Origin of the sequence: Alkalihalobacillus sp. BA299, from assembly GCF_017745675.1 — a bacterium.
Lineage (GTDB): Bacteria > Bacillota > Bacilli > Bacillales > Bacillaceae_F > Alkalihalobacterium.
Window position 1 is genome coordinate 238,882 of record NZ_JAFLJM010000002.1, and the last position, 23,940, is coordinate 262,821.

Annotated in this window: 24 protein-coding genes; all 24 read right to left on the reverse strand. The window is 38.7% G+C overall.

Annotated elements, in window-relative coordinates:
• Positions 1-6: 6 nt before the first annotated feature.
• A complete protein-coding gene (locus J0N78_RS03665; RefSeq protein WP_209121667.1) occupies positions 7-1,317 on the reverse strand; it encodes a TRAP transporter large permease in 1,311 nt (436 codons plus the stop codon).
• Entirely contained in the window at positions 1,307-1,822 is a 516-nt protein-coding gene (locus J0N78_RS03670; protein ID WP_209121668.1) for a TRAP transporter small permease subunit, read from the reverse strand. Before J0N78_RS03670 ends, J0N78_RS03665 begins: the two co-directional genes overlap by 11 nt.
• A gap of 109 nt (positions 1,823-1,931) precedes the next feature.
• A complete protein-coding gene (dctP, locus tag J0N78_RS03675; RefSeq protein WP_209121669.1) occupies positions 1,932-3,038 on the reverse strand; it encodes a TRAP transporter substrate-binding protein DctP in 1,107 nt (368 codons plus the stop codon).
• A gap of 129 nt (positions 3,039-3,167) precedes the next feature.
• A complete protein-coding gene (gucD, locus tag J0N78_RS03680) occupies positions 3,168-4,625 on the reverse strand; it encodes an alpha-ketoglutaric semialdehyde dehydrogenase GucD (RefSeq protein WP_247747098.1) in 1,458 nt (485 codons plus the stop codon).
• Between the two features lie 39 nt (positions 4,626-4,664).
• A complete protein-coding gene (dapA, locus tag J0N78_RS03685) occupies positions 4,665-5,543 on the reverse strand; it encodes a 4-hydroxy-tetrahydrodipicolinate synthase (protein ID WP_209121671.1) in 879 nt (292 codons plus the stop codon).
• Between the two features lie 1,259 nt (positions 5,544-6,802).
• Positions 6,803-7,210 (reverse strand): hypothetical protein, encoded by a 408-nt coding sequence (locus J0N78_RS03690; protein WP_209121672.1) that lies wholly within the window; start codon positions 7,208-7,210, stop codon positions 6,803-6,805.
• Positions 7,211-7,322: 112 nt separating this feature from the next.
• Positions 7,323-8,267, reverse strand: coding sequence for a malate dehydrogenase (gene mdh, locus J0N78_RS03695; RefSeq protein ID WP_209121673.1), 945 nt, complete (start codon positions 8,265-8,267; stop codon positions 7,323-7,325).
• 31 nt (positions 8,268-8,298) lie between these two features.
• Positions 8,299-8,685 carry a BMC domain-containing protein gene (locus tag J0N78_RS03700; RefSeq protein ID WP_209121674.1) on the reverse strand — a complete coding sequence of 129 codons (387 nt, stop codon included), beginning with the start codon at positions 8,683-8,685 and terminating at the stop codon, positions 8,299-8,301.
• On the reverse strand, positions 8,682-8,969 hold the full coding sequence (locus J0N78_RS03705; RefSeq protein WP_209121675.1) for a EutN/CcmL family microcompartment protein: 288 nt from the start codon (positions 8,967-8,969) through the stop codon (positions 8,682-8,684). The genes J0N78_RS03700 and J0N78_RS03705 overlap by 4 nt, the downstream gene beginning before the upstream one ends.
• The gene (locus tag J0N78_RS03710; protein ID WP_209121676.1) at positions 8,960-9,637 is read right to left on the reverse strand and encodes a hypothetical protein; all 678 of its coding nucleotides are present in this window, start codon (positions 9,635-9,637) and stop codon (positions 8,960-8,962) included. The genes J0N78_RS03705 and J0N78_RS03710 overlap by 10 nt, the downstream gene beginning before the upstream one ends.
• A complete protein-coding gene (gene pduL / locus J0N78_RS03715) occupies positions 9,634-10,287 on the reverse strand; it encodes a phosphate propanoyltransferase (protein ID WP_209121677.1) in 654 nt (217 codons plus the stop codon). The genes J0N78_RS03710 and pduL overlap by 4 nt, the downstream gene beginning before the upstream one ends.
• A 31-nt stretch (positions 10,288-10,318) precedes the next feature.
• On the reverse strand, positions 10,319-10,612 hold the full coding sequence (locus J0N78_RS03720) for a BMC domain-containing protein (protein ID WP_209121678.1): 294 nt from the start codon (positions 10,610-10,612) through the stop codon (positions 10,319-10,321).
• A gap of 53 nt (positions 10,613-10,665) precedes the next feature.
• On the reverse strand, positions 10,666-12,195 hold the full coding sequence (locus tag J0N78_RS03725; RefSeq protein ID WP_209121679.1) for an acetaldehyde dehydrogenase (acetylating): 1,530 nt from the start codon (positions 12,193-12,195) through the stop codon (positions 10,666-10,668).
• A gap of 24 nt (positions 12,196-12,219) precedes the next feature.
• The gene (gene eutL / locus J0N78_RS03730; protein WP_209121680.1) at positions 12,220-12,873 is read right to left on the reverse strand and encodes an ethanolamine utilization microcompartment protein EutL; all 654 of its coding nucleotides are present in this window, start codon (positions 12,871-12,873) and stop codon (positions 12,220-12,222) included.
• A gap of 12 nt (positions 12,874-12,885) precedes the next feature.
• Positions 12,886-13,917 carry an ethanolamine ammonia-lyase subunit EutC gene (eutC, locus tag J0N78_RS03735; protein WP_209121681.1) on the reverse strand — a complete coding sequence of 344 codons (1,032 nt, stop codon included), beginning with the start codon at positions 13,915-13,917 and terminating at the stop codon, positions 12,886-12,888.
• Positions 13,918-13,929: 12 nt separating this feature from the next.
• Positions 13,930-15,294 (reverse strand): ethanolamine ammonia-lyase subunit EutB, encoded by a 1,365-nt coding sequence (locus J0N78_RS03740; RefSeq protein WP_209121682.1) that lies wholly within the window; start codon positions 15,292-15,294, stop codon positions 13,930-13,932.
• 15 nt (positions 15,295-15,309) lie between these two features.
• The gene (locus J0N78_RS03745; RefSeq protein ID WP_209121816.1) at positions 15,310-16,755 is read right to left on the reverse strand and encodes an ethanolamine ammonia-lyase reactivating factor EutA; all 1,446 of its coding nucleotides are present in this window, start codon (positions 16,753-16,755) and stop codon (positions 15,310-15,312) included.
• 156 nt (positions 16,756-16,911) lie between these two features.
• Positions 16,912-17,412: a EutP/PduV family microcompartment system protein gene (locus tag J0N78_RS03750; protein WP_209121683.1), complete on the reverse strand. Its 501-nt coding sequence runs from the start codon at positions 17,410-17,412 to the stop codon at positions 16,912-16,914.
• A 12-nt stretch (positions 17,413-17,424) separates the two neighbouring features.
• Positions 17,425-17,766 carry an ethanolamine utilization microcompartment protein EutS gene (gene eutS / locus J0N78_RS03755; protein ID WP_209121684.1) on the reverse strand — a complete coding sequence of 114 codons (342 nt, stop codon included), beginning with the start codon at positions 17,764-17,766 and terminating at the stop codon, positions 17,425-17,427.
• A gap of 12 nt (positions 17,767-17,778) precedes the next feature.
• On the reverse strand, positions 17,779-19,050 hold the full coding sequence (eutH, locus tag J0N78_RS03760) for an ethanolamine utilization protein EutH (protein WP_209121685.1): 1,272 nt from the start codon (positions 19,048-19,050) through the stop codon (positions 17,779-17,781).
• 155 nt (positions 19,051-19,205) lie between these two features.
• A complete protein-coding gene (locus tag J0N78_RS03765) occupies positions 19,206-19,778 on the reverse strand; it encodes an ANTAR domain-containing response regulator (RefSeq protein ID WP_209121686.1) in 573 nt (190 codons plus the stop codon).
• Positions 19,775-21,202 (reverse strand): histidine kinase N-terminal domain-containing protein, encoded by a 1,428-nt coding sequence (locus tag J0N78_RS03770; protein ID WP_209121687.1) that lies wholly within the window; start codon positions 21,200-21,202, stop codon positions 19,775-19,777. The genes J0N78_RS03765 and J0N78_RS03770 overlap by 4 nt, the downstream gene beginning before the upstream one ends.
• Positions 21,203-21,362: 160 nt before the next feature.
• Positions 21,363-22,229 carry an ethanolamine ammonia-lyase subunit EutC gene (gene eutC, locus J0N78_RS03775; protein ID WP_209121688.1) on the reverse strand — a complete coding sequence of 289 codons (867 nt, stop codon included), beginning with the start codon at positions 22,227-22,229 and terminating at the stop codon, positions 21,363-21,365.
• Between the two features lie 14 nt (positions 22,230-22,243).
• Positions 22,244-23,602 (reverse strand): ethanolamine ammonia-lyase subunit EutB, encoded by a 1,359-nt coding sequence (locus J0N78_RS03780; RefSeq protein WP_307794895.1) that lies wholly within the window; start codon positions 23,600-23,602, stop codon positions 22,244-22,246.
• Positions 23,603-23,940: the final 338 nt, after the last annotated feature.

The window sequence follows — 23,940 nt, forward strand, 5'->3', positions numbered from 1 at the left end:
TTTTTTCTATTCCAATAATTTCGGTAACCATAATGCCAATTCTGGGAAGAAAATTAAGAGTAGTGTAGCTATAAGTTGTAATAGGATAAAAGGAAAAGTTGCCTTAAAAATTCGCTCAATCGGTATCCTGTCAGAAACAGCACTTTTTAAGTAAAAAATCGCAAAACCAAAAGGTGGTGTTATAAAAGCCATTTGCAAGATAATCATGAATAGGATTCCCCACCATAGCGGGTCAAAGCCGTACTCAGCAATTAACGGAGAAATGATTGGAGCAGCTAACATGATCAATGCAACGGTCTCTAGGAACATCCCTAAAAAGATAATAAACAAAATGCAAAGGATAAGCACTCCCCATTTACCACCAGGTGCTGCTTGAGCGATTTCTGATACTAGTTGATTCCCTCCAATTCCAGAGAAAACAGCACTGAAAAAAGAAGCTCCTATTAATATCCATCCTACCATTGTTGTCATTTTAATGCTTTCGAAAACCGAACTAAAGAAGCTTTTCCAAGTAAGTCTTTTTGATACAATACAAATAATGATTGTACCAATAACTCCTACAGCAGCTCCTTCAGTTGGAGTTGCTGCCCCAGAAAAAATGGCTCCTAATACAATTAAAATTAAGATTAATGGAAGAATAATAGATTTTAAAGAGATAAATTTTTCTTTCCATGTTGCCCGATTGTCTTTGGATAGTGCAGGAGCGATATCTTTATTTATAATTGTTCGGATTAATATATAACCTATAAATAATATTGAAAGAAAAATACCCGCACTCAATCCACCAGCAAAAAGACTTGTTACAGAAACACCTGTTATTGCCCCGTATACAACCATATTTAAGCTCGGAGGTATAAGTTGACCTAATGTCCCCCCTGCCATAACAGAACCTAAACTTAATTTTTCTTGATAATTATATTTTAACATCTGTGGTAAAGCTATTAGACCTAGTCCGATGACACCTGCTGCTACCACCCCTGAAATCGCGCCAATAATTGCACCCACTAATATGGTCGCAATAGCTAAACCACCCCGTAAACCGCCAGACCATTTATACAATGTATCATAAAGGTCCGATATTATATTTGATTTCTCTAATAAAATGGACATGAAAATGAATAAAGGAATGGCAATTAAAGTGAATTTATTCATAATGCCCCATGTAGCGCTTGTTAATAGACCGCTACTAGAAAAACCCCATAAGGAAATAGAAAAGATTAGACCTGTAAAAGCAAGTGAAAAAGCGATCGGAACCCCTAAAAAAAGAAACAGAAAAAGAACAACAAACATTAATATAGGTAAATATTCAAACATCATTTTCTCTCTCCTTTCCGAGAAGCTTTCCAATCAATTGAAGTAATTGTTTAAAAGCTTGTAAAAAAATTAATAACGCGGAAATAGGAATGAACCATTTAAACCACCAGATTGGAGGATTAAAAGTACTCTGATGTGAAGAACGTTCGCCTATTAATGTTGAATCTAATGCCATCTTATAACCTTGCCAGCATAGCGTAAAACAAACAAATAAGATGATCAATATGGACAGGATTTGCAATATCTGTTGACCTTTCTCTGGTAATTTTCTAGGGAAAATATCAACTGCTAGATGTGAATTTGTTCTAAGACCTTCTGCACCTGAAATTAGGATAAAAATTCCGAACAAAAATAATGGTATCTCAAATCCCCAAACTGGTGACTTACTAAAGAAAAATCTCATGATAATTGTATAACATATAACTAAAGTTAATGGAATGATCAAAAAGCTGGCTAAATGAGAGGACCATTTAGTTATCACATCAACTGTTTTATAAAAACTTTTCATAGGAGATATCACCATATTTCTACTAGATTTTTCCCTCTATCTTTCTTTTTTGATTGAAAAGAGCGAATGTTAAAATATCATTCGCTCTTTTATTAATTCTTACAAAAATCTAATTGGTATAACCGAGTATTTTGGCTTCCTCAACATATCCTAAATCAGATAAGACTTCGGCATATGCATCAACAAATTCTGCACTTTCTGGGCTTTCTTCTTTAAGTTCAAGTAATAGTTCAAATGCAACCCTTCTCATTTTCTCTACGTCTTCTTCAGGCAGTTGAATAATTTCTACTCCGCTATTTATCCATTCTTGCTTAGCCTTCATGTTCTCTACGGCATAAGAGATTGCAGACTGATATCTTGCTTTGTCACGAGCAGCAATAACAATAGCCTTCAGATCATCTGGAAGCTCTTCCCACGCCTTTGGATTTACAATTAATTCCTTATCACTACTTGGTCCAACATGTAAAGCTGGGTCAATGACATATTTCGTTACTTCATGTAAAGCCATATCTTTACCTACAAGGAAATCATTATACTCTGCTGCATCAACTGTACCAAGTTGTAGGCCTGTATATATTTCAGGTGCTGATAAAGAGACGGAAGATGCTCCTAACTTTCCGTAAAAAAGATTAGCTATCCCTGCTGCCCTAATATTTTTCCCTTTAAAATCCTCAATAGATTGGATAGGAACTGTAGACATAAGGATTTCTTCTGGAGCATAATCAAATGAACCTAAATTTTTAATTCCATGCTTTTCATACGCTTTTGATAATAGTGGTTCAAGTTTTTCAGAACGGTAGTAATGTTCACTAAAACCTTGTAATGGATCACCTGGGAACGTACCACCACCTAATGCAAACACAGGGTCTTTCCCTGTCCAAAAGCCTGTATATATTGCGGCTATTTCTACTACGCCGTTCTTAACTGAATCAAAGGTATCTGTTGTTGGGAATAGATTATCAGCTCCATAAGGTTCGATGATTAGTCTACCACCAGAAGCTTCTTCAACAGCTTTAACAAAAGGGATTATTGTACCCTCATATCTCGAAGTCCCAGGAATTTGATGTGTTACCATTCTCCACTTATATACTTTTTGTGGTTGCGCTTCTCCATCTACTGTTTCCTTAGGTGAGCAACCAGAAATAACGAATATAGATACTAAGAGAACGTTCAAGATAATCAAGGCTTTCATTCTTTTATTTTGTAAAAGTTTCATATTTTCACTCCTCTTGAGATTTATTTACCGAACCCCATTAAAGGTAGTCTTCATAGTCATATAAATTTGAGGAACGTAAATACTATATTTTATAGATAAATGGTAACTGGATCAACATTATAGATCACCTTAACCTTTAACAAATACAGTTTTAATAGATGTGAAAAATTCAATGGCTGCTTGGCCTTGTTCCCGAGAATGAGAACTTGACTGTTTCATCCCACCAAACGGAGCTTGAAGTTCAACACCAGCACTCTCCGCATTAATTCGAACAAGGCCTGAGTCAATATCATTGATAAACGAAAGCATATTATTGATGTTAGTCGTAAAAATGGACGCACTTAAACCAAACTTAACATCATTCGCCACTGCTAGTGCTTCTTCAACCGTATCAACTTTAATTAAAGCTAAAACCGGCCCAAAAATTTCCTCTTGAGCAATCGTCATTTGACTTGTTACATTTTCAAATATGGTAGGTTGAACGTAGAAACCATTCTTCAATTCCTTTTCTTCATGTATTTCGCCGCCATATAGAAGTGTTGCTCCCTCTTCATTTCCTTTTTCGATATAGGATAGAACTGTATTTAATTGGGATTCACTCGCACAAGGTCCCATCCACGTTGCTTCATCTAGACCATTACCTACTTTAATTTCTTTTACTTTCTTTATTAATTTTTCTTTAAATTCTTCATAAATATCCTTTTGGACAATGACACGGCTTGTCGCTGTACATTTTTGTCCTGTTGATCGGAGGCCACCACTAATTGTTGCTTCTACGGCTAATTCAAGATCGGCATCGGCTGCAACTATAACTGGATTTTTCCCCCCCATTTCTAGTTGATACTTGGCACCACGAGCCAGGGCACCTTGCCCAACAACCTTTCCTACTTCGTCAGAACCTGTAAATGTAATCCCATCAATATCCACGTGGTCAATAATACCTTGGCCTATTACAGAGCCTTGACCTGTTACCATATTAATTACACCTGGTGGAATACCTGCTTCATCAAAACATTCAATCACTTTTGCAGCAGTTACAGATGTTTCATTAGCTGGTTTAAAAACTACCGTGTTTCCATAAATAAGTGCAGGGGCAATTTTCCAGATAGGAATTGCCACCGGAAAATTCCACGGAGTGATGACACCGACTACACCTAAAGGAGCACGTGTTGTAAACATTAATGCATCACTATCAGTGGATGGAATAACATCTCCTATTTTCCTCATTCCTTCACCTGCATAATAACGGAGAATAGCTACTCCACGAGCTGTTTCACCTTTAGCTTCAGTAAAAGTTTTTCCCATTTCTTTAGTCATTACCGTTGCAATCTCATCGATGTTTTTTTCGATATGATTTGCAACTTTATATAGATACTCACCACGAATAGCTCCTGATTGCTTTTTCCATCCAGCTTGTGATTCTTTAGCAGCACGAACTGCATGATCCAGGTCTACTATTGTTGATTTTTGCACGTAACCAACAATTTCATGTTTGTTTGCTGGATTAATACTAGGTATAAGTTCTTCATTTATACTAGTTTTCCAATTTCCATTAATATAATTAAAGTACGTTATTGGTTCAGTCATAATAGTCACCTCGTCACCACACTTTTTTAATTAGTAAAATTATACTGTTTGTTTCTTAAAATATTTAAAAGCTTCTTCTATTTTTTGATACTGTTCCGTACTTAATGGCAACCGTGGCGGTCTAGTGGAACCTACTGGTCGCCCAGCTAACTCCAACATATATTTAATAGATTGAACGAGTTGAGGATTAGCATCAAAACGGAAAAGTGGTAAAAGATACTGATAAAGTTCTAGTGCTTCCTTAATTTTCCCTTCCTTAGCTAACTGGAAAATTTCTACCCCTTCCTTTGGTAATGCATTGGGAACGCCAGCGATCCAGCCAGTAGCCCCAACTAATGCCCCTTCAACAACAAGGTCGTCTACACCCACCATAACTTCTAGGTCAGTTTTGTGTAAAATTTCTTGAATACGTCTTACATCCCCTGAAAATTCTTTGACACCAACAACATTTTTGAATTTTGAAATTTCCGCCAATAAATCAGGGGTCAAATCAGTTGGGTAATCTTTTGGGTTATTGTAAGCAATGATCGGTATCCCAACTTCAGATAACGCTCTATAATGTTCAATCACTTCATTTTCAATAGGTTTATAGTTAATTGGCGGTAAAGCCATAATCCCTGCTGCACCATGAATTTTAGCATGCTCCGCCCATTGAACGGCTTGAGCAGTTGAAGGTGCTCCTGTACCTACTACAACAGGAACTCGACCATTAGCCACTTCAATTACAGTTTCTACTACCTTTGTTCTTTCTTCAATTGTAAGGGTGGCGTATTCCCCTAAAGAACCTCCAGGAACAAGCCCATCTACTCCTTCTTCAATTAACCAGTTACATAGATTTTTTAATCCCTCATAGTCAACCTGGTTTTCTTCTGTAAAAGGTGTAACCAATGCAACATAAACTCCATTAAATTTTGCCATTATAGCATCCCTCTTTTCTGAATTTTAGATTTTTCATAATATTTTGTAATCTATATAGTATTTATAACACCTTAACCTAACAAAATCAATAAAATATTTAAATGGTTTTACCTTTTAAATAAAAAAATTACTAAGAAATGCATAAATATCAATATTTTGTTTTTTATGTAGTAATTAAAAATATCAATTGAATTCCCCTATTTCTAAACTTTCAATTTCTTTATTTCAAAATATATATAAGTTAATTGTTACATTATTATTACTTTTTTTAAAATTATAGTCATTATTTTTGTAAGAATTTTTAACGGAATTTTCCTTCTCTTAAATAATCGATTAAGATTATTCGTATTTAATTTAAAGAAATTAACATGACACTAGACCATCGATATTGACAAATTAGGCCCGAGTAATCGGATTTGTACGGACTAACAGAAACTGACAAATTGATACCTCCTAGTGTTCATTTTTGTTCTACATAAGTTTGATAGTTTTCTTTTTGCGGATGAGGAAAATAAGATAGTATTCGTTCTGTGACGACATACGGTGATTATAGCTACAAGAATGTACCATCTCTGCCATGTTTTTTATCAGCAGTTGTCACGAAATTTACCACTTGCTGTCAACGCGTTTACCAATAGAAAAACGTCAAGTATTTTGAAGTGAAAAAGCCTAATCCCTCTTATTTTTACCGAGGAATTAGGCTTATGGTATTCCGCAATCGCACCCTTATCTACAGTATGATTTTCCACCGTACTCAACGTAAGTAAAGATAGCAAAAATGCCAGTTTTCTATCTTTGTAGAAGCATTATCTACAGTAAGTATTTATAGTTTTCAACGTAAACAACGATAGGACTTTACTTGGAGTGGTGGGTATGATAGGCTGGTACGCCTACTGAAACAACTGCTTCAGCCTTTCAAGACCAATCATACCCACAGAGGCTCCAAGTCAAGTCCTTAAACGCTTATCTATGGATACATGTACACAAAGATAAAAGGTAGATCATACCAACGTTTTATTGCTGATACTGTAGATAATAGCGCGATTGTGGAATATCATTTTCTATTGAATAGTATCGTTGTACTACACAGCAAATGAATTTGTTGCTTTTCATCTTTCTTAATTCAGTATAAGCTACCCGTTAATATATAACCAAATAATACAATAAACAGGTATTTCACTTTATACTCTTTACAGCATCAAAATACATATCAGTAAAATATTCTATTTCATTAAGTTACATTCTACTTCTTTTATGATTTAGCACGACCGTATTGGTATGATACCCCCATATGTACGTAACGTATTCTCTTCATATTCTTCATGAAAAAGTTTACGCTTTTGTAAAATAGGAATGACATACTCAACAAAGTCATCAACTGAATCTGCAGTGCTGTCAGGTACAACAGAGAAGCCATCACAGGCACCAGCTATAAACCACTCTTCCATTAAGTCTGCTACTTGTTCTGGTGTACCAGCTACTACCGGATGATAATTTATTACACCGTGATCAATAATATCTCTTATCGTCCAACCTTCTTTTACCAGTTTTACTGCACGAACTGAACGGGGATCGTTTGGATTCGGGGTTGCCTGTGCCCGCAATTCTTTCAATACAGGTTTATCGATATCTTTCATAAAAAGTGGTAATCCAATCATCATTTCCAAATAACCTACTCTCTGGTTACGATGGGGGGATTGGTAAACCCTCAGTAAGTATTCACGAATTCAGGGTCTTTTCAAGCTGGAAAAAAGATTCACATCATTCTTTATACTTGTACTACTTTGTTTTTAATATGCTTAACACTTTTTTAACCGATTGTGCTGATTTATCAAGTGCGGATTGTTCATTTTCGCTTAACGGAATTTCAATGATACTTTCTATTCCGTTTCCACCTAAAATAGTAGGAACACCGAGATAGATATCCGAGTAACCGTATTCGCCCTCAAGATAAGCGATGGATGGTAAAATTCGCTTTTTATCTTTTAAAATCGCTTCGGCCATTTCAACCATTGACGCAGCAGGAGCATAATAGGCACTGCCTTGTCCAAGCAGGTTGACAATTTCGCCTCCGCCTTTGCGGGTTCTTTCCACGATGGCTTCCATACGATCTTCTGGAATTAGTTTTTCAAGTGGAATTCCACCAGCATAGGAGTAACGAACAAGCGGAACCATGTCATCGCCATGACCGCCTAGAACAAATCCAGAAATATCTTCAATCGATACCACTAATTCTTCCGCTACAAAGGTATTAAACCGCGCCGTATCTAGCACCCCTGATTGGCCAATTACTCGATTTTTTGGAAAGCCTGTTGTTTTGTAGCAGACATAAGTCATCGCATCAACAGGATTACTTAATACGAGAACATAAGAATTTGGTGCATACTTCTTAATATTCTCTGAAACTTCGATCATGATCTTTTCATTGGTAGTTACTAAATCATCCCGGCTCATCCCGGGTTTACGCGGTAACCCGGCAGTCATGAGAACAAGATCCGCATCTTGAATGTCCTGATAATCGGACGTACCAGTAATGTGTGCATTAAAGCGTTGAATGGGACTTGCCTCAAGCATATCAAGTGCTTTCCCTTTTGTTGGACCAGATTGTGAGGGAATATCTACGAGTACTACGTCTCCAAGTTCTTTTTGTGCCAGCATTAGAGCTGCAGTTGCACCAGTAAACCCTGCACCAATGACTGCTAATTTTCTGCGTTTGAAAGCCATTTTTTTACACTCCATTCATTCGCTTATTTATCTATTTATCTTCTTTTGGACTGATTTCAGGTTTTGTCGTTACATCTGTTTGATTTTGTGTTGTAGTTGGTTTTTTCCTTGTATTTCGATTAGGTGGGGCTGTGACTTTGTCTTTCTTATCGTCTAATAAAGCGGACTTAATCGACTCATCCGGATGTGGGATGACATGGGCACCAACTAATTCCCCTACTCTAGCTGCGGCCGCTTTTCCCGCCTCTACTGCAGCTTGCACCGCACCGACATCCCCTTGAACTAAAACTGTAACAAGCGCTGCATCGATCTTTTCCTGCTTAACCAACGTGACATCCGCTGATTTTAACATTGCATCTGCTGCTTCGATGGAACCAATCAATCCTCTTGTTTCAATCATTCCTAATGCTCTGCTCATTTTCCATTCACCTCTTTTTGTTCTACATCAACCGAATCGATGATCCCGATAATAAGGGCATCAATGGGCATCTTTATTTCATTGGAAAGATTAGCTGCTGCACTTCCACGGGTTACAAGAACTTGATCGCCAAAACCAGCTCCAATTCGATCGACTGCCACAAATGGTACTCCAGGAGATGTACGGTCAGGTAACTCGGGTTGGACAATTAAAAATTTCAAGCCTTTTAACTCGTCCTCTTTTCTTGTAGCCCATACATTTCCAATGACTGTCCCTAATTCCATTCCCTTTTCTCTCCTTTTAGATCAAGTTCCACGATGTCTATTCCCATTTCTCTAGCTGTATCTTTAGCTAATGGTGTGATGATCGTATTTGAGTCGACCTTAAGAACACTTTCCTTGCAGTCTTGTACATCTCTTCGTGTTAAAATCTTCTTTTTTGCAGATCTTGACAGCGGTTCTTGCTTGGGTTTTACTGTAAGAGTCTCTAAGAAACTTTCTAAAGTTTCAACCTTTGCCCCAAATTCCAAGAGTGCCTGGTGATAGCGTTGTATTTGTGCAACATAAGCCTTATTCTTCGGACTACTAGAAAACAAATGGTCTTGTAAATAAACGGTCGGGATGATCGATACTGGGGTGGACTCCATAAAACAACGGGAAAGTAATTTACTTTCGGTATTGTCAAATATCCCTAGCGCCCCTTTTGTAATTAAATCCTGTGTCGCATGTAGGAAAAGGACACGATCATATAAATCAACGTATACCTTTTTCTCGCCTTCATAATGGACGACTATCCATCTCGTTTGTAATAGCAACAAATGCTTCGGCTCCAAAAATGAAGTGTCTCCAACGACAAGTAATTTAGGTTTAGCCTCTGTTCCTGCCTTTTCTTCTTTAGAAAGCTGTGCGACCACTTCCCGAACAATTTGTTCAATCATGTCACGATGGATCATCTTCCAATTCCATCCTTCACAATTTTCCCCATCGTTTTTCCAGTGATAAAACCAGCATTCGCTTCATCTGTATCGACATGCATTTCAAGCTTATACCTCGGTGAAACACGGATTAAAACTTTCCCAAGTGAGAGTGGACGTTCACCTTGAATTTCAACTTTTACATATTCCCCATTTTCCACTCCATGCCGCTTCGCATCTTTGGGCTCCATATGAATGTGTGCTTGGGCAATAATTAGTCCTTTGTTTATAGATAGACTACCTTTTGGACCCTCAATGGTGATTGGTGAGGAGCCCTCAATATCTCCCGACTCTCTTAAAGGTGGTATGAAGCCAAGTTTAATCGAGTCTGTTTTACTAATTTCTACTTGGGTCATATTACGTGCAGGACCAAGTATACGCACTTTTTCAATACTTCCCTTTGGTCCCACAATCGTAACCGTTTCATTTGAGGCAAATTGACCAGGTTGCGATAAATCCGCTTTTTTGGTTAACTCGTATCCTTCACCAAAAAGGGTTTCAAGGTCACTTTTACTTAAATGGCAATGTCGAGCAGAAACAGCGATTGGAATGTTATACGGGTTATGAGTTTCCCAATGTAAACGAGTCACGACTTCTTTCACAATCGATTCGATAAGCTGTTGATCCATGTTTCATGCTCCTTTTTTATTAAATCTAGTTTTACTCTTTAATTTCTAATTTTGGTAAAATGCTTTCAAGTTCGTTGTGTGGGCGTGGAATAACATGTACAGAAAGAACTTCGCCCACACGCTGAGCAGCTGCTGCTCCCGAATCAGTTGCCGCTTTAACTGCTCCTACATCTCCACGAACTAATACTGTAACAATTCCGCCACCTACATGTACTTTTCCGACTAAATGTACATTAGCCGCCTTAACCATTGCATCTGCCGCCTCTACAGAAGCTACTAATCCTTTAGTTTCAATCATTCCTAATGCTGTTAATTCTCTACTCATTTTAATTTCCTCCTATTAGTTCGTTTTAATAGTTTAATAGTTTTAATTTTGCTTTAATTCATTTGATATTTTTGTAAAACTTGATTTACCATTTCAGCAATTTGCTTTTCGTCAAGTCCATTTTTCATCGGTACTTGCTTTAAAACTTGACTGACGATGTCTTCGATATTTTCCTTTTTGTCATCAGCATTTTGGTTGCTTGCATACGAAGCAGACGGTTTCGGAATCGAAACATCCTTAATTCCGTAAGCCATGCGCTTAATATTAATTAAATGACGCGCGGTCACATTATCAGAAGTGATATTGCCTCCAAATGAGCCACAGCCCAGTGTAAGCGATGGTTTTAATCCTGTTGTAGCACCGACAGCACCAATTGATGAAAGCGTATTGACCATAAGTCGAGATACCGGCATTTCAAGGGCAAATTCTTTGGCAACCTGTTCATCGTTTGTATGAAGAGATAAGCTATGTCCTCTTCCTCCAAGGTTGAGAAGCTTTAAGCAATAATCCTTTGCTTCAGCGTACGTTTCTGCTGTATAGAAGCCAAAGATCGGTGATAGCTTTTCAATCGAGAACGGAACTTCCTTGCCTACCTTTTTCTCCTCGGCAATTAGCACTCTTGTGTCTGGAGGAACAGATATTCCTGCCATTTCGGCTATTTTAACTGCACTTTGTCCCACAATTTCTGAATTGAGATGACCTGGTACTGGAGTTATCAATTTGGCAACTTCCGCCTTTTCTTCAAAACTCAACAGATAGGCGCCATTATTTTTTAGCTCGCGAAGTACAATTTCCTTAATATTTTTATCGACTACGAGTGCTTGCTCGGTTGCACAGATTGTTCCATTGTCGAAGGATTTACTATCCAAAATCATGGATACAGACTTAGAAACATTAGCACTCTTTTCAATATAACAAGGAACATTCCCTGGTCCGACCCCATAAGCTGGCTTACCTGAACTATAAGCTGCTCTTACTAAACCACCTCCACCTGTGGCTAAAATGAGGTTGATATCGCGGTGCTTCATTAACTCATTAGTTGCTGCCATTGACGGTTTGGAAATCCAACCAATCAGACCTTCGGGAGCACCTGCCTCAACGGCTGCCTTCTCACAAATCTTCAATGCCTCCACCGTACACTTAACGGCCCTCGGGTGCGGACTTACCACGATGGCATTTCTTGTTTTCAAGCTAATCAGTGTTTTAAAAATTGCGGTTGAAGTGGGATTTGTTGTCGGAATAATACCAGCTACCACTCCATAAGGATAAGCAACTTCGGTAATTTTATTTACCCGATCCTCGTAAACAATCCCGACCGTTTTCTCATCTTTAATAGATTCATAGACAGCCATCGATCCTACTTCATTTTTTATTTTTTTATGTTCAACAATACCCATCCCTGTCTCTTCCACTGCCATTTTTGCTAGTTCTAGCGATTTTGCAAAGGCAGCTTCCGCGACACATTTGACAATGTGATCTACTTGTTCTTGCGAATAAGCTAAGTATTTTAACTGTGCATCTTTGGCATTTTTAACAGCATTGCGCATTTCCTGGATGGACTGGAGATCTTGGTCATACTGCATTAGATTAACTCCTTTCTAGTAAATTTAATACTTAAGAGGGTTCTGGGCGATGCGTACGATGCTGTCACGGAACGCATCTGCTGCTGCTTGACAAGCTGATTGAGACCCTGTTAGTAAGCCGCCTCCGTAGTTCGTTTCCGACGGAGGCCCAAAAAACTTCACCAGCTTGACATCCGCCGCTTTCAAAGCTGCATCTAATCCGTAAACAGCCTCAAGTGGCGGTGCGATTAAATAAGCTAGTGGTTCCCCTCGGTTAATTCCCGCTTCTTTTGAAAGGTAGGAACCTGAACTCGATATAACATGAGCATATAACGCATGTGTCTTTTCTTTGTTCAGTGCTTCAAAATAAGCATCACTCTCCACTGTTTGAAGGACTGCATCTATACCACTTTGCACCTCATCTGGAGACGAGCTAGCTAATATGCCAATCATCTCCCCCGATAACGGGCCAGAAGTATGAGCCGAACCGGCATAAAAAGAACGGGCATATACTACATCAACAGCTGCTCTTTTGGTTGCTTCATCCAGAGCAGTATAACCAATATCATCAACGGATGAAGTGAAAATCGCGATACTTCTCTGATGCGGTTCGAGGTTTAATTCCTTTCCTAAAACCGGATCCACATTGGGGATTACACGAACAGCTAAAATATCCGCATAAATTCGTTCCAACGTCATATTGACCACCACCTATGACTCTTTCTGAACAAGTGTTACTCCACTTGCTTCATATTTTAATATCTTTTGAATGACGGACCCGATATAAGCCCCTGCCTCAACCGGCGGGATGCCGCCTTTATGGATATTAGAGACCACCATCCGCTCGGCCTCAATCGTCCCTTTTCTCGGCTGATAGCAGAGGTAAGCACTTAATGATTCCGCACTCACCAAACCAGGACGTTCACCTATCAGTAAAACAACCACTTGAGGTTGAAGGATTTCTCCAACATCGTCCATGACAGCTACTCTGCCTTTTTCGATATAAAATGGTGTTCCGATTTCAATCCCTAAGCTATATAACGATTGCTGTAGGGAAAGAAAAACATCTTCAACATTTTCTTCAACTGCATTTGAACTAAGGCCATCAGAAACAATGATCTGAACGATTGGTTTTTCCTTACACTTTTCTTTGATTGTTGTTTTGGCTTCGTCTGACAATTTACGGCCAAAATCAGGACGCCGTATATAGATTTCTTTATCATCTACCATCGTCTCAACTTTAAATAGGTTTATACGATTTAAGACCTCATCATTTACGGTTCCATATACAGCATCAACTGCTGCCGCATGATCATAGCGGAATTTCAACCATGCGTTGGTTTTAGGTCGCAATCCGGCCCGCCCAATACCAATTCGCGCTGGTGTCTTGTCCATAAGTTCTTTTAGTTCTTCTGGATTTTTAGGCTGTTCAATTCCGTGGACTTGTTCATTCACCGTTTCAGGAATATCCTCATCTGTTCTTGAAATGACTCGACTGTCTGAACCTTCCGTTAAATATGGTTTCAATTGAATAAGTCCCTCAGACTCTGTACCTTCTAGGATTTCACTCTTATGAAACGTAGTAGAAGGCAATGTCTTTCTCTCCGTAGAATTTGAAGTATGGTCCCAAATTGTAACGGAGGTAGATTGTATTTCAGGCTTGGATGGTTGATGAGCACCATCCTGTATCTGCATTTTTTCAATGACGAGCTTCGTGATCGTTTCAATTAGGTCAGATTTCATTTCATTTAACTCCTATCGTGAAAAAATGGTTGGATCTCCGGCAATTTTGCTGAGTTTCCCATTGTCAAATATGCCCATTTTTTCAAGCCATTCGGCAAATAACGGGGATGGGCTTTTCTTCATTGTTTGCCTTAAGGTCGCAACATCATGGTAGCTCAGAGATTGATAGTTGAGCATGCAATCATCTCCCATCGGCACAGCAATAACGAAATTTACTCCAGCAGCAGTTAAGAGTACACCAAGATCTTCAATGTCATTCTGGTCGGCTTTGATATGGTTCGTATAGCAGATATCTACTCCCATTGGAATTCCATGCAGTTTACCCATAAAATGATCTTCTAACCCTGCCCTAATTACCTGCTTGCTGTTATACAAATACTCAGGTCCAATAAAACCAACAACAGTGTTGACAATAAATGGGTCATAAAAGCGCGCAAATCCGTAATTTCTTGATTCCAACGTCATTTGATCAATTCCGAAATGTGCTTCAGCTGACAATTCAGAACCTTGGCCTGTCTCGAGATACAAACACTGTGGACCCGTACCAGTTCCCAAAGTTCTTGCCATATCATGGGCCTCTTGTAGTATTGAAGCCGATATACCAAATGAGCGGTTAGCTGTTTCCGTACCCGCAATGCTTTGGAAAATCATATCAGCTGGTGCCCCTTGTTCAATTGCTTTCATTTGCGTAGTCACATGGGCTAAAACACAGTTTTGCGAAGGAATACGCCAGTCCTGAATAAAATCATGAGTAGCATGGAGCAAGCGCTTGACACTTTCAACTGAGTCATCCACTGGGTTGATACCAATCACCGCGTCCCCTATTCCGTAAGATAACCCTTCTTTTAAGGAGGCCAACATTCCCTCAACATGATCGGTTGGGTGATTGGGCTGGAGACGAGAAGCAAGAGTTCCTTTGTACCCAATTGAAATGTTACATTTCGTGACAATCTCAATTTTATTTGCAGCATGAACTAGATCGAGGTTGGACATAATTTTCGCAACGGCAGCGATTATTTCGCTGTTTAAACCTCTGCTTAAACGTATTATCTCTTCACCCGTAACTTCATCATTTAAAATAAATTCCCTTAACTCTGCCACTGACCAATTTTTTATTGACTTATAAATCGGTTCGTTCGTTTGACCTTCAATAATTCGAGAAACTTCATCCTCTTCTGGTGCCAGGAGTGGATTTTCTCGTATATCCGCTAGAGTTAACTGACTTAAGACTTCTTTTGCAGCAATCCGTTCTTGGACCGTTTCCGCAGCAATACCTGCTAATCGATCCCCTGACTTCTCTTCATTTGCTTTAGCAAACAAATCTTTTAATGAAGAAAATTCATAAACTGTACCCAAATAATTGGTTTTCAGTTTCATAGGATCCCTCCTTACTCAGTGGTGAAATGCTAATGTTTTTATAACAACTGGTACTACACCTGTTTTTAAAAGATGACCAATATCGATATAGTCTCCGTGTTCTACCTTGATTTGGTCAATACAGATAATGCTCTGTTCCGGATTCTGTACGTTTAAGGTTTGACCTAACACTTTGGCATGGTCACTTTCGAGAACAACTACCAAAAGTTGATTAGGAGCTACCTTTACTTTTATAGAGTGAAGAATGCTCTTGACAAAATCCTGGATTTCTTGAAAACGCAAGTAGGGAATTTCCGTAAAGTACAAAGCAAAATTTTGCCCATCACGATTTGGGTCATATATTTCTACTGCTTTTTGAACTGCCTTATCCAGATCCTTTAGACCAGACCTTATATCAAATCCCAGGGGAACTTGGAATACTGGTAAGTTTCGGATTGGTAAAGCACTAGCGTCTACTTGAATCGTAGCCCCGCTAATTTCGGTCGTTTGCGTTCCAGCACCAAGTACCGTCGCACGAACCGTTTCATCCGGGTGGACCCATTTCCAATTCGAAAGCTCTTTATTCTCTCTTAAAGAGAGAGCTAACATCTCACCAATATCATTATAGGGTTCTGAACTGGCTGATACGTTTTCATGCTGATACATACATTCACTAATCCCGCCTGAAAACATAATGGAGTCAATTTCTTCTTCCCAGTTGGGCTGATGCCCCAACAACAAGGCTTCATCTGACGGCAACAGCTTTCGCTTCAACATTCTGACAATGACATCTGCCATATAATTTGTGATCTTCTTTACTTCATAAGAGTTCCGGCTGTCACCTTCTTTAACAGAGTCGCCCCACTGTCCAACCAGTTTCTTAACTGGAGGAGAAATACTTTTGATACACGAATCACGATACTCAATCAATCTTCCTCCAATATGCAAGGTGCAAGTTCCAAGTAGTTTCCCAGATTTGTAGGTTGCCACGTTGGCGGTTCCGCCCCCAATATCAATATTAGCGATCACTTCTCCCGTTTTCTTGGAATACTCAAAAGCCCCAGAACCTTTAGCTGCAATAATTCCCTCTAAATCCGGTCCTGCTGTAGCGACGATAAAATCACCTGCATGGTCGGATAATTCATGCACCATTTGCTCCGCATTCTGTTTTGTTGCTGTTTCCCCAGTAATGATGACTGCACCTGTTTTTATCTCCCTTGTCGTAACACCAGCCATCTCGTATTCTTTTTGAACCAGGTTTTTAACCTCTTGAATATTGATCAACGTCGAGTTTAATAATGGTGTGCGGTAGATTGGGCTGCGGTGAATGACCTTTTTATTCACTATTTCGATCCGTGGCATATGTGAACCGCCTGCCATATTCATCAAAGAAAATTGACTAATGACTATTTTGGTTGTACTGGTACCAATGTCAATTCCAGCACTCAATATCTCCTCGCTTTGAGGTTCATACTTTCTAATACCCATCACCTCATTTCTAAACTGACTAAATAAAAAAAAAGACGCCTTATATAATTTATCCGTCATCGGACAAATTATATAAGGCGCCTTTGCCTGCTACATTCATTTGTAATATTAACATAATTATAAGCTATCGTTATTATTTTGTAAATGTTTTCATATAAAAATAATTTCGGCTATGTTGATACCTTCTACGTATTCTTTCATCTCAGTCATTGTATGACACTCTACCAAACCCTTAATCTCTTTTAGACCCACCCCTGTCACCGAGGAGGAAATGATAATCGGCCCATATGGAATGACCCTTCTTAATTGCCTTATAGCTTCCTCTACATTCGCGATTTCCGCATCACTTTTTGTTACCACACCAATTGGTAGTTTATTAAACCCCGTACTGAATCCTGGTGGAAAAATAGTTTTTAGATTTGTAGCATCTTGTAAATAGAGAACGTGCGTAACTTCAAGGGCGGTCGCCATAATATTTTTGTAGAACAATGGATTCTCAATATATTCACCAGGCGTATCGACGATCCAATCATAGTAAACTAAAGATTGGGTTTTTACGGCTTTCACCTTACGTCCTAAAAGGGCATTGGTTAATGTCGATTTCCCTGCTCCGATAGAACCTACCAGCATCGCTTTAGTTTGTTTCGCCATTACACCGCTCCTTTACGACTTAGTAATATTTGCAGGAGTATATTTTAAATTTGTTGATAGAAACCTGTTAATTTGTTCCATAGCCATTTCAACGGAAGAAACTGTCCCAACAATTACAAGGCTACCTGTAAAACGATCCAAAAAACCAATTTCGACATCCGCCGCTTTTGTAGCTATATCGCCTGCAATAATTACGGTCTCACTAGGTGTCAGTGTAAGAATCCCTATTGCTCCTGCTTGTTGGATCCCTAATTTTTCAAACATATCAGGGACAGGGTTTGCAATCAAATGACTTAAGGTAACTTGTTTTCCTGGTACAAATTCTTGAATAAACCGCTGCTTCTCTTCTTTCACTTAAATACCACCTTATCCTACTCTACTTTTCTCTTCTTCGTCGTATTCAATGTTCGATAAGTACTCATCTTCCCCGATTACTCCTACTTCTCGGTCTTTCTTCTCTAATTCGAGAGCTTTTGGTACAGCCAACCAATAGGCTAGCCCAATAGCGATGATACCTGCTAATAATTTACCAATGATAATTGGTAGTATTAATGTCGGTTGAAAATTTGCAGTGAATGATAAATGATCACCTAGTAAGAAAGCTGCACATACTGCAAAAGCAATATTAATTACTTTGTCCTTTGGAGGCATCATCTTTACAAGCTTAAACATCGCAAGGATATTCGCAATTGTCGCAACTAATCCCGCACTTCCTTCTTTACTTAAACCAAGTTTGCTACCTAGTGCCTCGAGTGGTCCTCCTGCATACTTCTGCAATAAATACACCATTGGGAAGGCACCAGCAAGCATGATACCGATATATCCTGCTGTTTCTAATGCACGGAATTGGTCTTCTGTGTCCGCCATAATTGGGTCAAATCCCCAGGCACCAAATACATTCGAGAAGAAACCAGTAAATATTTCAACAATCGAAAATACAAGAACTAATTTTATACCCGCATCCAAAATGCGTCCAAACCACATAAATCCGTTTATCATGATATCAGGGAGGAAATATAAACCTACCGCAATCAATACAACAAAAATAAGAAGGGGACTTAAATTTAATAAAATTTGACCATAACTGATTGCAAATTGATAGTTCGCGTCACCAGAGGTGTTAATAATATCACGTACATTTGCGTTGGTAAAAAAAAGGATTGTAGTTGAAATTAGCGCACCAATAGGTATGGTTAAAACACCAGCCATTACTCCAAGTGCCATATATTTATGGTCACGTTTATCAAGCATTGCCAATCCCATTGGAATCGAGAAAACAATAGTTGCTCCCGCCATAAACCCAACAATCATTGCCATAATCAAGCCTTCTTGTGTTGCTTTTAACACCTCAGCTAATTGGTATCCCCCCATATCTGTTGCCAGAATGGATGTTGCTGCAATGGCTGGGTCAGCGCCAATCGCAGAAAAAATTGGACCACACACTTTATCGATAAACCATGATAAATAAGGAATGGAAGCCATAATCCCCGCAGCTGGAACAAAGATGTGTCCAACCGAATGCAACCCTTCCATAAATTGTTTACCCAGCCCTTCATCACTATTACGAATCGCAGCAATAGCGCCGGCTACTGCACAAATCATAATAATATAAATTACAATTTGTCCTACCATTTCCATAAAAATCCCCCCTAGTTTTATTTGTTTATCAAAATGGAGAAAGAATTATATTTCACAACAAATCAACCCTAAAAAAGCAAAAAAGTGCCGTACGGTATTTTTTCAAAAAACCGATGCGGCACCTTTGCCTGTTCTATTCACTTGTAAAATAGGGATTAAGCGTCAAATTTAGTGATGATTTGCTTTGCTACCTTCTCCAGAGTAACCTGTTTATTCATACTTATTTTCCTAATCTTGTTGTACGCAGCTTCTTCATCAATATTATACTTTTTCATGACTATTCCTTTTGCCTTTTCTACTATCTTCCGCTCTTCAAGCTTTTGATTCATAGTCTCGACCTGTGCACGATAGCCATTTGCGTGCTCAGCCTGCTTTAAAGCGATTTCTACTGCTGGTATCAAGTTAGCCTCGGTGATAGGTTTTACTAGATAACCCATAATATTGACTTGCTTTGCTTTATCAATATATTCACGCTGGCTATAAGCAGTTAAAATAAGAATAGGTGTATTAATTTTTTTCGAGATAATTTCACTTGCCTTTAGGCCATTTAGTTTAGGCATTTTGATATCCATGATAATTAAGTCGGGCTTTAGCAGAAAAGCTTTTTCTAGCGCTGCCTCCCCATCACCTGCTTGACCAACCACTTCGTACCCATTTTCTTCGAGCATCATTGATAGATCTAAGCGGGTAATAGATTCATCTTCAACAACTAAAATTCTCTTTTTCATACCTGAATTCTCTCCTCCGCTATCGGGAAAGTCACTACGACAACAGTACCATCGAATCCGTTTTCAATTTTAAGTTTACCAGATAAATCATGTTCAATTAACATTTTAACAATATCTAAACCTAGCGATGGCTTCGATGTTGGGATATACCCTTCACCGTTATCTATTACCTGGACCTCTATCTGATTTACTTTTCGGTGGAGGAGAACTTTTATTTCACCTCTTCTTCTTCTTTTAAAAGCATGTTTAAGGCAATTTTGGATAAGTTCATTAACGATAAGGGCTACGGTAACGGCTTTGTTCGATTTAATTTCAAAATCTGCTCCCGAATACGATATATCGATTTTTTGCTCGGAACCAGACTCAATAACAAGGCTATTCCCGATTTTTTCTATCAATTGATAAAGATTTACATCATCTACAGAAGAATTCGATAAGATAATTTCATAGACAGAAGCAATACTTGTTATTCGGTTCAAACTTTCCTCAAAATGGCCTTTACTATCTTCTGGCAGCCCGTTTCTCATTTGCAGACGCAAGAGGCTAGCGACTGTTTGTAAATTATTTTTTACACGATGATGAATTTCACGAATGGCAACAGATTTTACGACCAAATCTCTTTCTTTCTCTCGTAATTCCGTAATATTTTTTAAAATGATAAAAAATACATTTTCATTTTCTTTATGACCAAGCTTAATTTTTTTGACCTGAAACACTTTATTTATGATTATTATTTCTTGTATGAGTAATTCCTCAGGATCCTCTAGGATCTCTTTTACCCCTGGAAAAAGTTCTACCAACAGCTTATCTGCCCAATGACTCCCCTCATATGACTCTTGAACTAAAGAGGTCGCTGAAGGATTACAATATAGGATTTTCCCTTCGTAATCAATCAAAAACAAAGATTCATCAAGCATTTCCGGGATTATTGGCTGGCTTTCGGTTATACCTATTAGTATTTCCGTTAATGTTTCTGTTGTCTCTGACAACATTTCCATTTTTCGTTGATTCTTTATCTGTTCAGTTACATCCTTCTCCATAATGAGGGTTGCAATGACCTGATTATTTCCGCCTTTAATTGGAACTACACTTTGAGTAACGGTTTTCCCTTCCTGGGTTAAAGCACGGTTTTGAAACTTCGGCTTCCCAGTCCTTAAGGAAGATAACACCGAGGGCTCGAAAGCTTCATAGGCAAATTTACCAACAATCGGTTTGGTATAGACCGATTTAGTCGTAGTCGGAGAAGCTTCTGCCACCACAATAGCATGGTTTCCTTCTTTTGTTAGGCAATCTACAAATATGTTTGCCTTGTTTAAATCTGCAATTAAAGGCAAATTCGCAGCCACACCCTTTAAAATTTCAACGTCTTCCTCTGAAAGATTTGTATAGAGGCAGCAAAGTTCTTCAATTGTGTTGTTTTTCATTATTTTAATCCCCTATTACTTTTATAAGAAGACAAATATTATATATAAAAAATATTATAAAAACTCAATTGTGTCAATATTGCAAATAAAATAGATAGTATGATATACCAAATATTCCCAATATCTGATGCGCCTGACCCTTGTAAATTAGCTTCCCTGTTTATATGAGTTGGGCAAACTTAACACCACTTACCTTTTGTTCTAAAATCTTATCTATTAAGTCTGCTAAGTAAGCCCCCGCTTCAACTGGAGGGATCCCGCCGTCGTGAATATTAGAAATAACTGTTCTGTCAGCCTCAACCGTTTCTTGTGTTGGTCGATAGATAAGGTAGGCACTAATACTTTTCGAAGTAGCCAGCCCTGGTCTCTCCCCAATGAGTGAAATGATGACGTCACAATTTGTGATCGAGGCTAATTCATCTTGAATCCAAACTCGACTTCTCTTAATAAAAACCGGCTCGCCAACCGTTATATTTTTTACTTTCAATCCCTGAACTAAAGCAGGCAACAAGTCAGGAATGTTTGCTTCAATTCCTTTTGAACTTAGTCCATCTGATATGACAATTTGAACCTGTTTTTCTTTTGAAAGGTTGGTTTCTGCCCACTTCCTGGACGCTTCATCTAAAATTCTGCCACTGTCTAAATTCATTAAGAATTCATCCAATGATTTTGACTTTGAATGAAGAATGGGTAAATTCATTTCTTTCAAAAAGTTTTCCGAGACACCTTTAAAAACAGCATCTTGGGCAGCCGCATGATCAATTCGAAAATAAAGATATTCTCTCGTTTTCATGCGTGTCCCACATCGTCCAATCCCTATCCTTGCAGGGGTGATCTCTCTTGACTTGGCAATGCTGTCATAATCCATTGGATGATCCACACCAACCAGCCTTTTATTTTCAACAACCATTTCTCGACCGGTTGTGTCTTTGTTCTCTTTATCTATTAAATGGTGTGCGTTTTCTTCGTTGCCTTCTCGCTTTTCAAGTGCTTCAATTACTTGATGAACAATTGCTTCAATATCCATTCCACCAGCCTCCATTAGTTAAAAATAGATAAATCTCCTGCACGTTCTGTCAGCCGACCGTTTTCCATAATCCCCATTTTCTCTAACCATATTTCAAATTCTTTTAAAGGACGTAATCCGAGCATTTCTCTTAAACTAGCATCATCATGGTAACTAGTATCTTGATAGCTAAGCATCACATCATCACCGCCAGGAACGCCCATATAAAAGTTAGCTCCTGCTAAAGCAGTTAACATACCGGCAATTTCCTGGTCATTCTGATCAGCTTGCATATGGTTCGTATAAGTCGGTGCTATCCCCATTGGAAGTCCATGTAATTTTCCCATTAAAAGATCCTCTAAATCTGCACGTATCATTTGTTTCCCATCATAAAGTGTCTCAGGACCAATAAATCCAGACACATTGTTAACCATAAACGGTTTCCAATGCCGGGCATAACCATAGGTTCTTGCCTCAAGTGTTTGCATGTCTACATCATGATGAGAATTAAGAGATACTTCTGAACCTTGACCTGTTTCAAAATAGAACTGGTTAGGTCCTGCAGATGTCCCATACTGGGCCATTAACTTAGCAGCCTCATCTAAAGTCTCCTTGGAAACCCCAAAATCATCATTGGTTGCCTTTGTTCCAGCCAAGCTTTGGAACATAAGACCGATGGGGGCTCCTCTTTCTAAAGCCTTCATTTGAGTGTTGATATGAGCAAGTACACAATTTTGTGTCGGAATTTCCCACCTAATCATGAAGTCATGTACCATATGTAAAATTCTTGATACCGATTCGACCGTGTCATTATTTGGATTTACGCCAATAACGGCATCACCAGAGCCGTAGGACAATCCTTCTTTTAAAGAAGCAAGGATCCCGGCTGGATTGTCACTAGGATGGTTGGGCTGACAACGAAACGCTAAACATCCTTTTTCACCGATCGTAGTATTACAATGAGCCGTCGGCCGAATTTTTTGGGAGGCTAGAACCAGATCGATGCTCGACATTAATTTGGTGACTCCAGAAATCATTTCACTAGTTAGTCCTTTACTAATTCGTAGCAATTGAGAAGAACCCGTATTATGTGCGAGGATATACTCTCTTAATTCTCCTACTGTCCAACTTGAAATTTCTTTAAATATAATTTGATTGAGATCATCATAAATAATTTGTGTTACTTCATCTTTTTCATAGGGAATAACCGGATTGTCATATATCTCTTTAAGAGTGAGTTCACTTAAAACCACTTTTGAGGCCATCCGCTCTAAGTTCGATTGAGCTGCAATACCAGCCATTTGATCCCCTGACTTCACTTCACTAGCTTTCGCTAAAATCTCCTTAATCGACTGAAAGTGAAACACTTCATTTTTCAATGTACATTTAAACACGAGAAGCCTCCTATCATTTAAGATTTTGTGTACGAATAACACACATTGAATGCGCTTACAAACAACATTTAAAACAAAAGACGCCTTAACAGAAGCCATTAAATGACTCCTGCCAAGGCGTCTTCGCCTAATCTATTTACTTTGAAAATATTATAACAAGGTAAGACTGACATGTAAAGACATTTAATAGTTCGCACGTTTGTTAATTGAACCCGAATAAAAAGAAGCGCCCCCAAATTCGGTTAGACATGGCACTTGGCTGTCCGTGCTGTAACAGCAGAGTCAAGGTCGACCATGATAGACCAATTAATTTGCACACTCGTATTAATCGTCTTGGG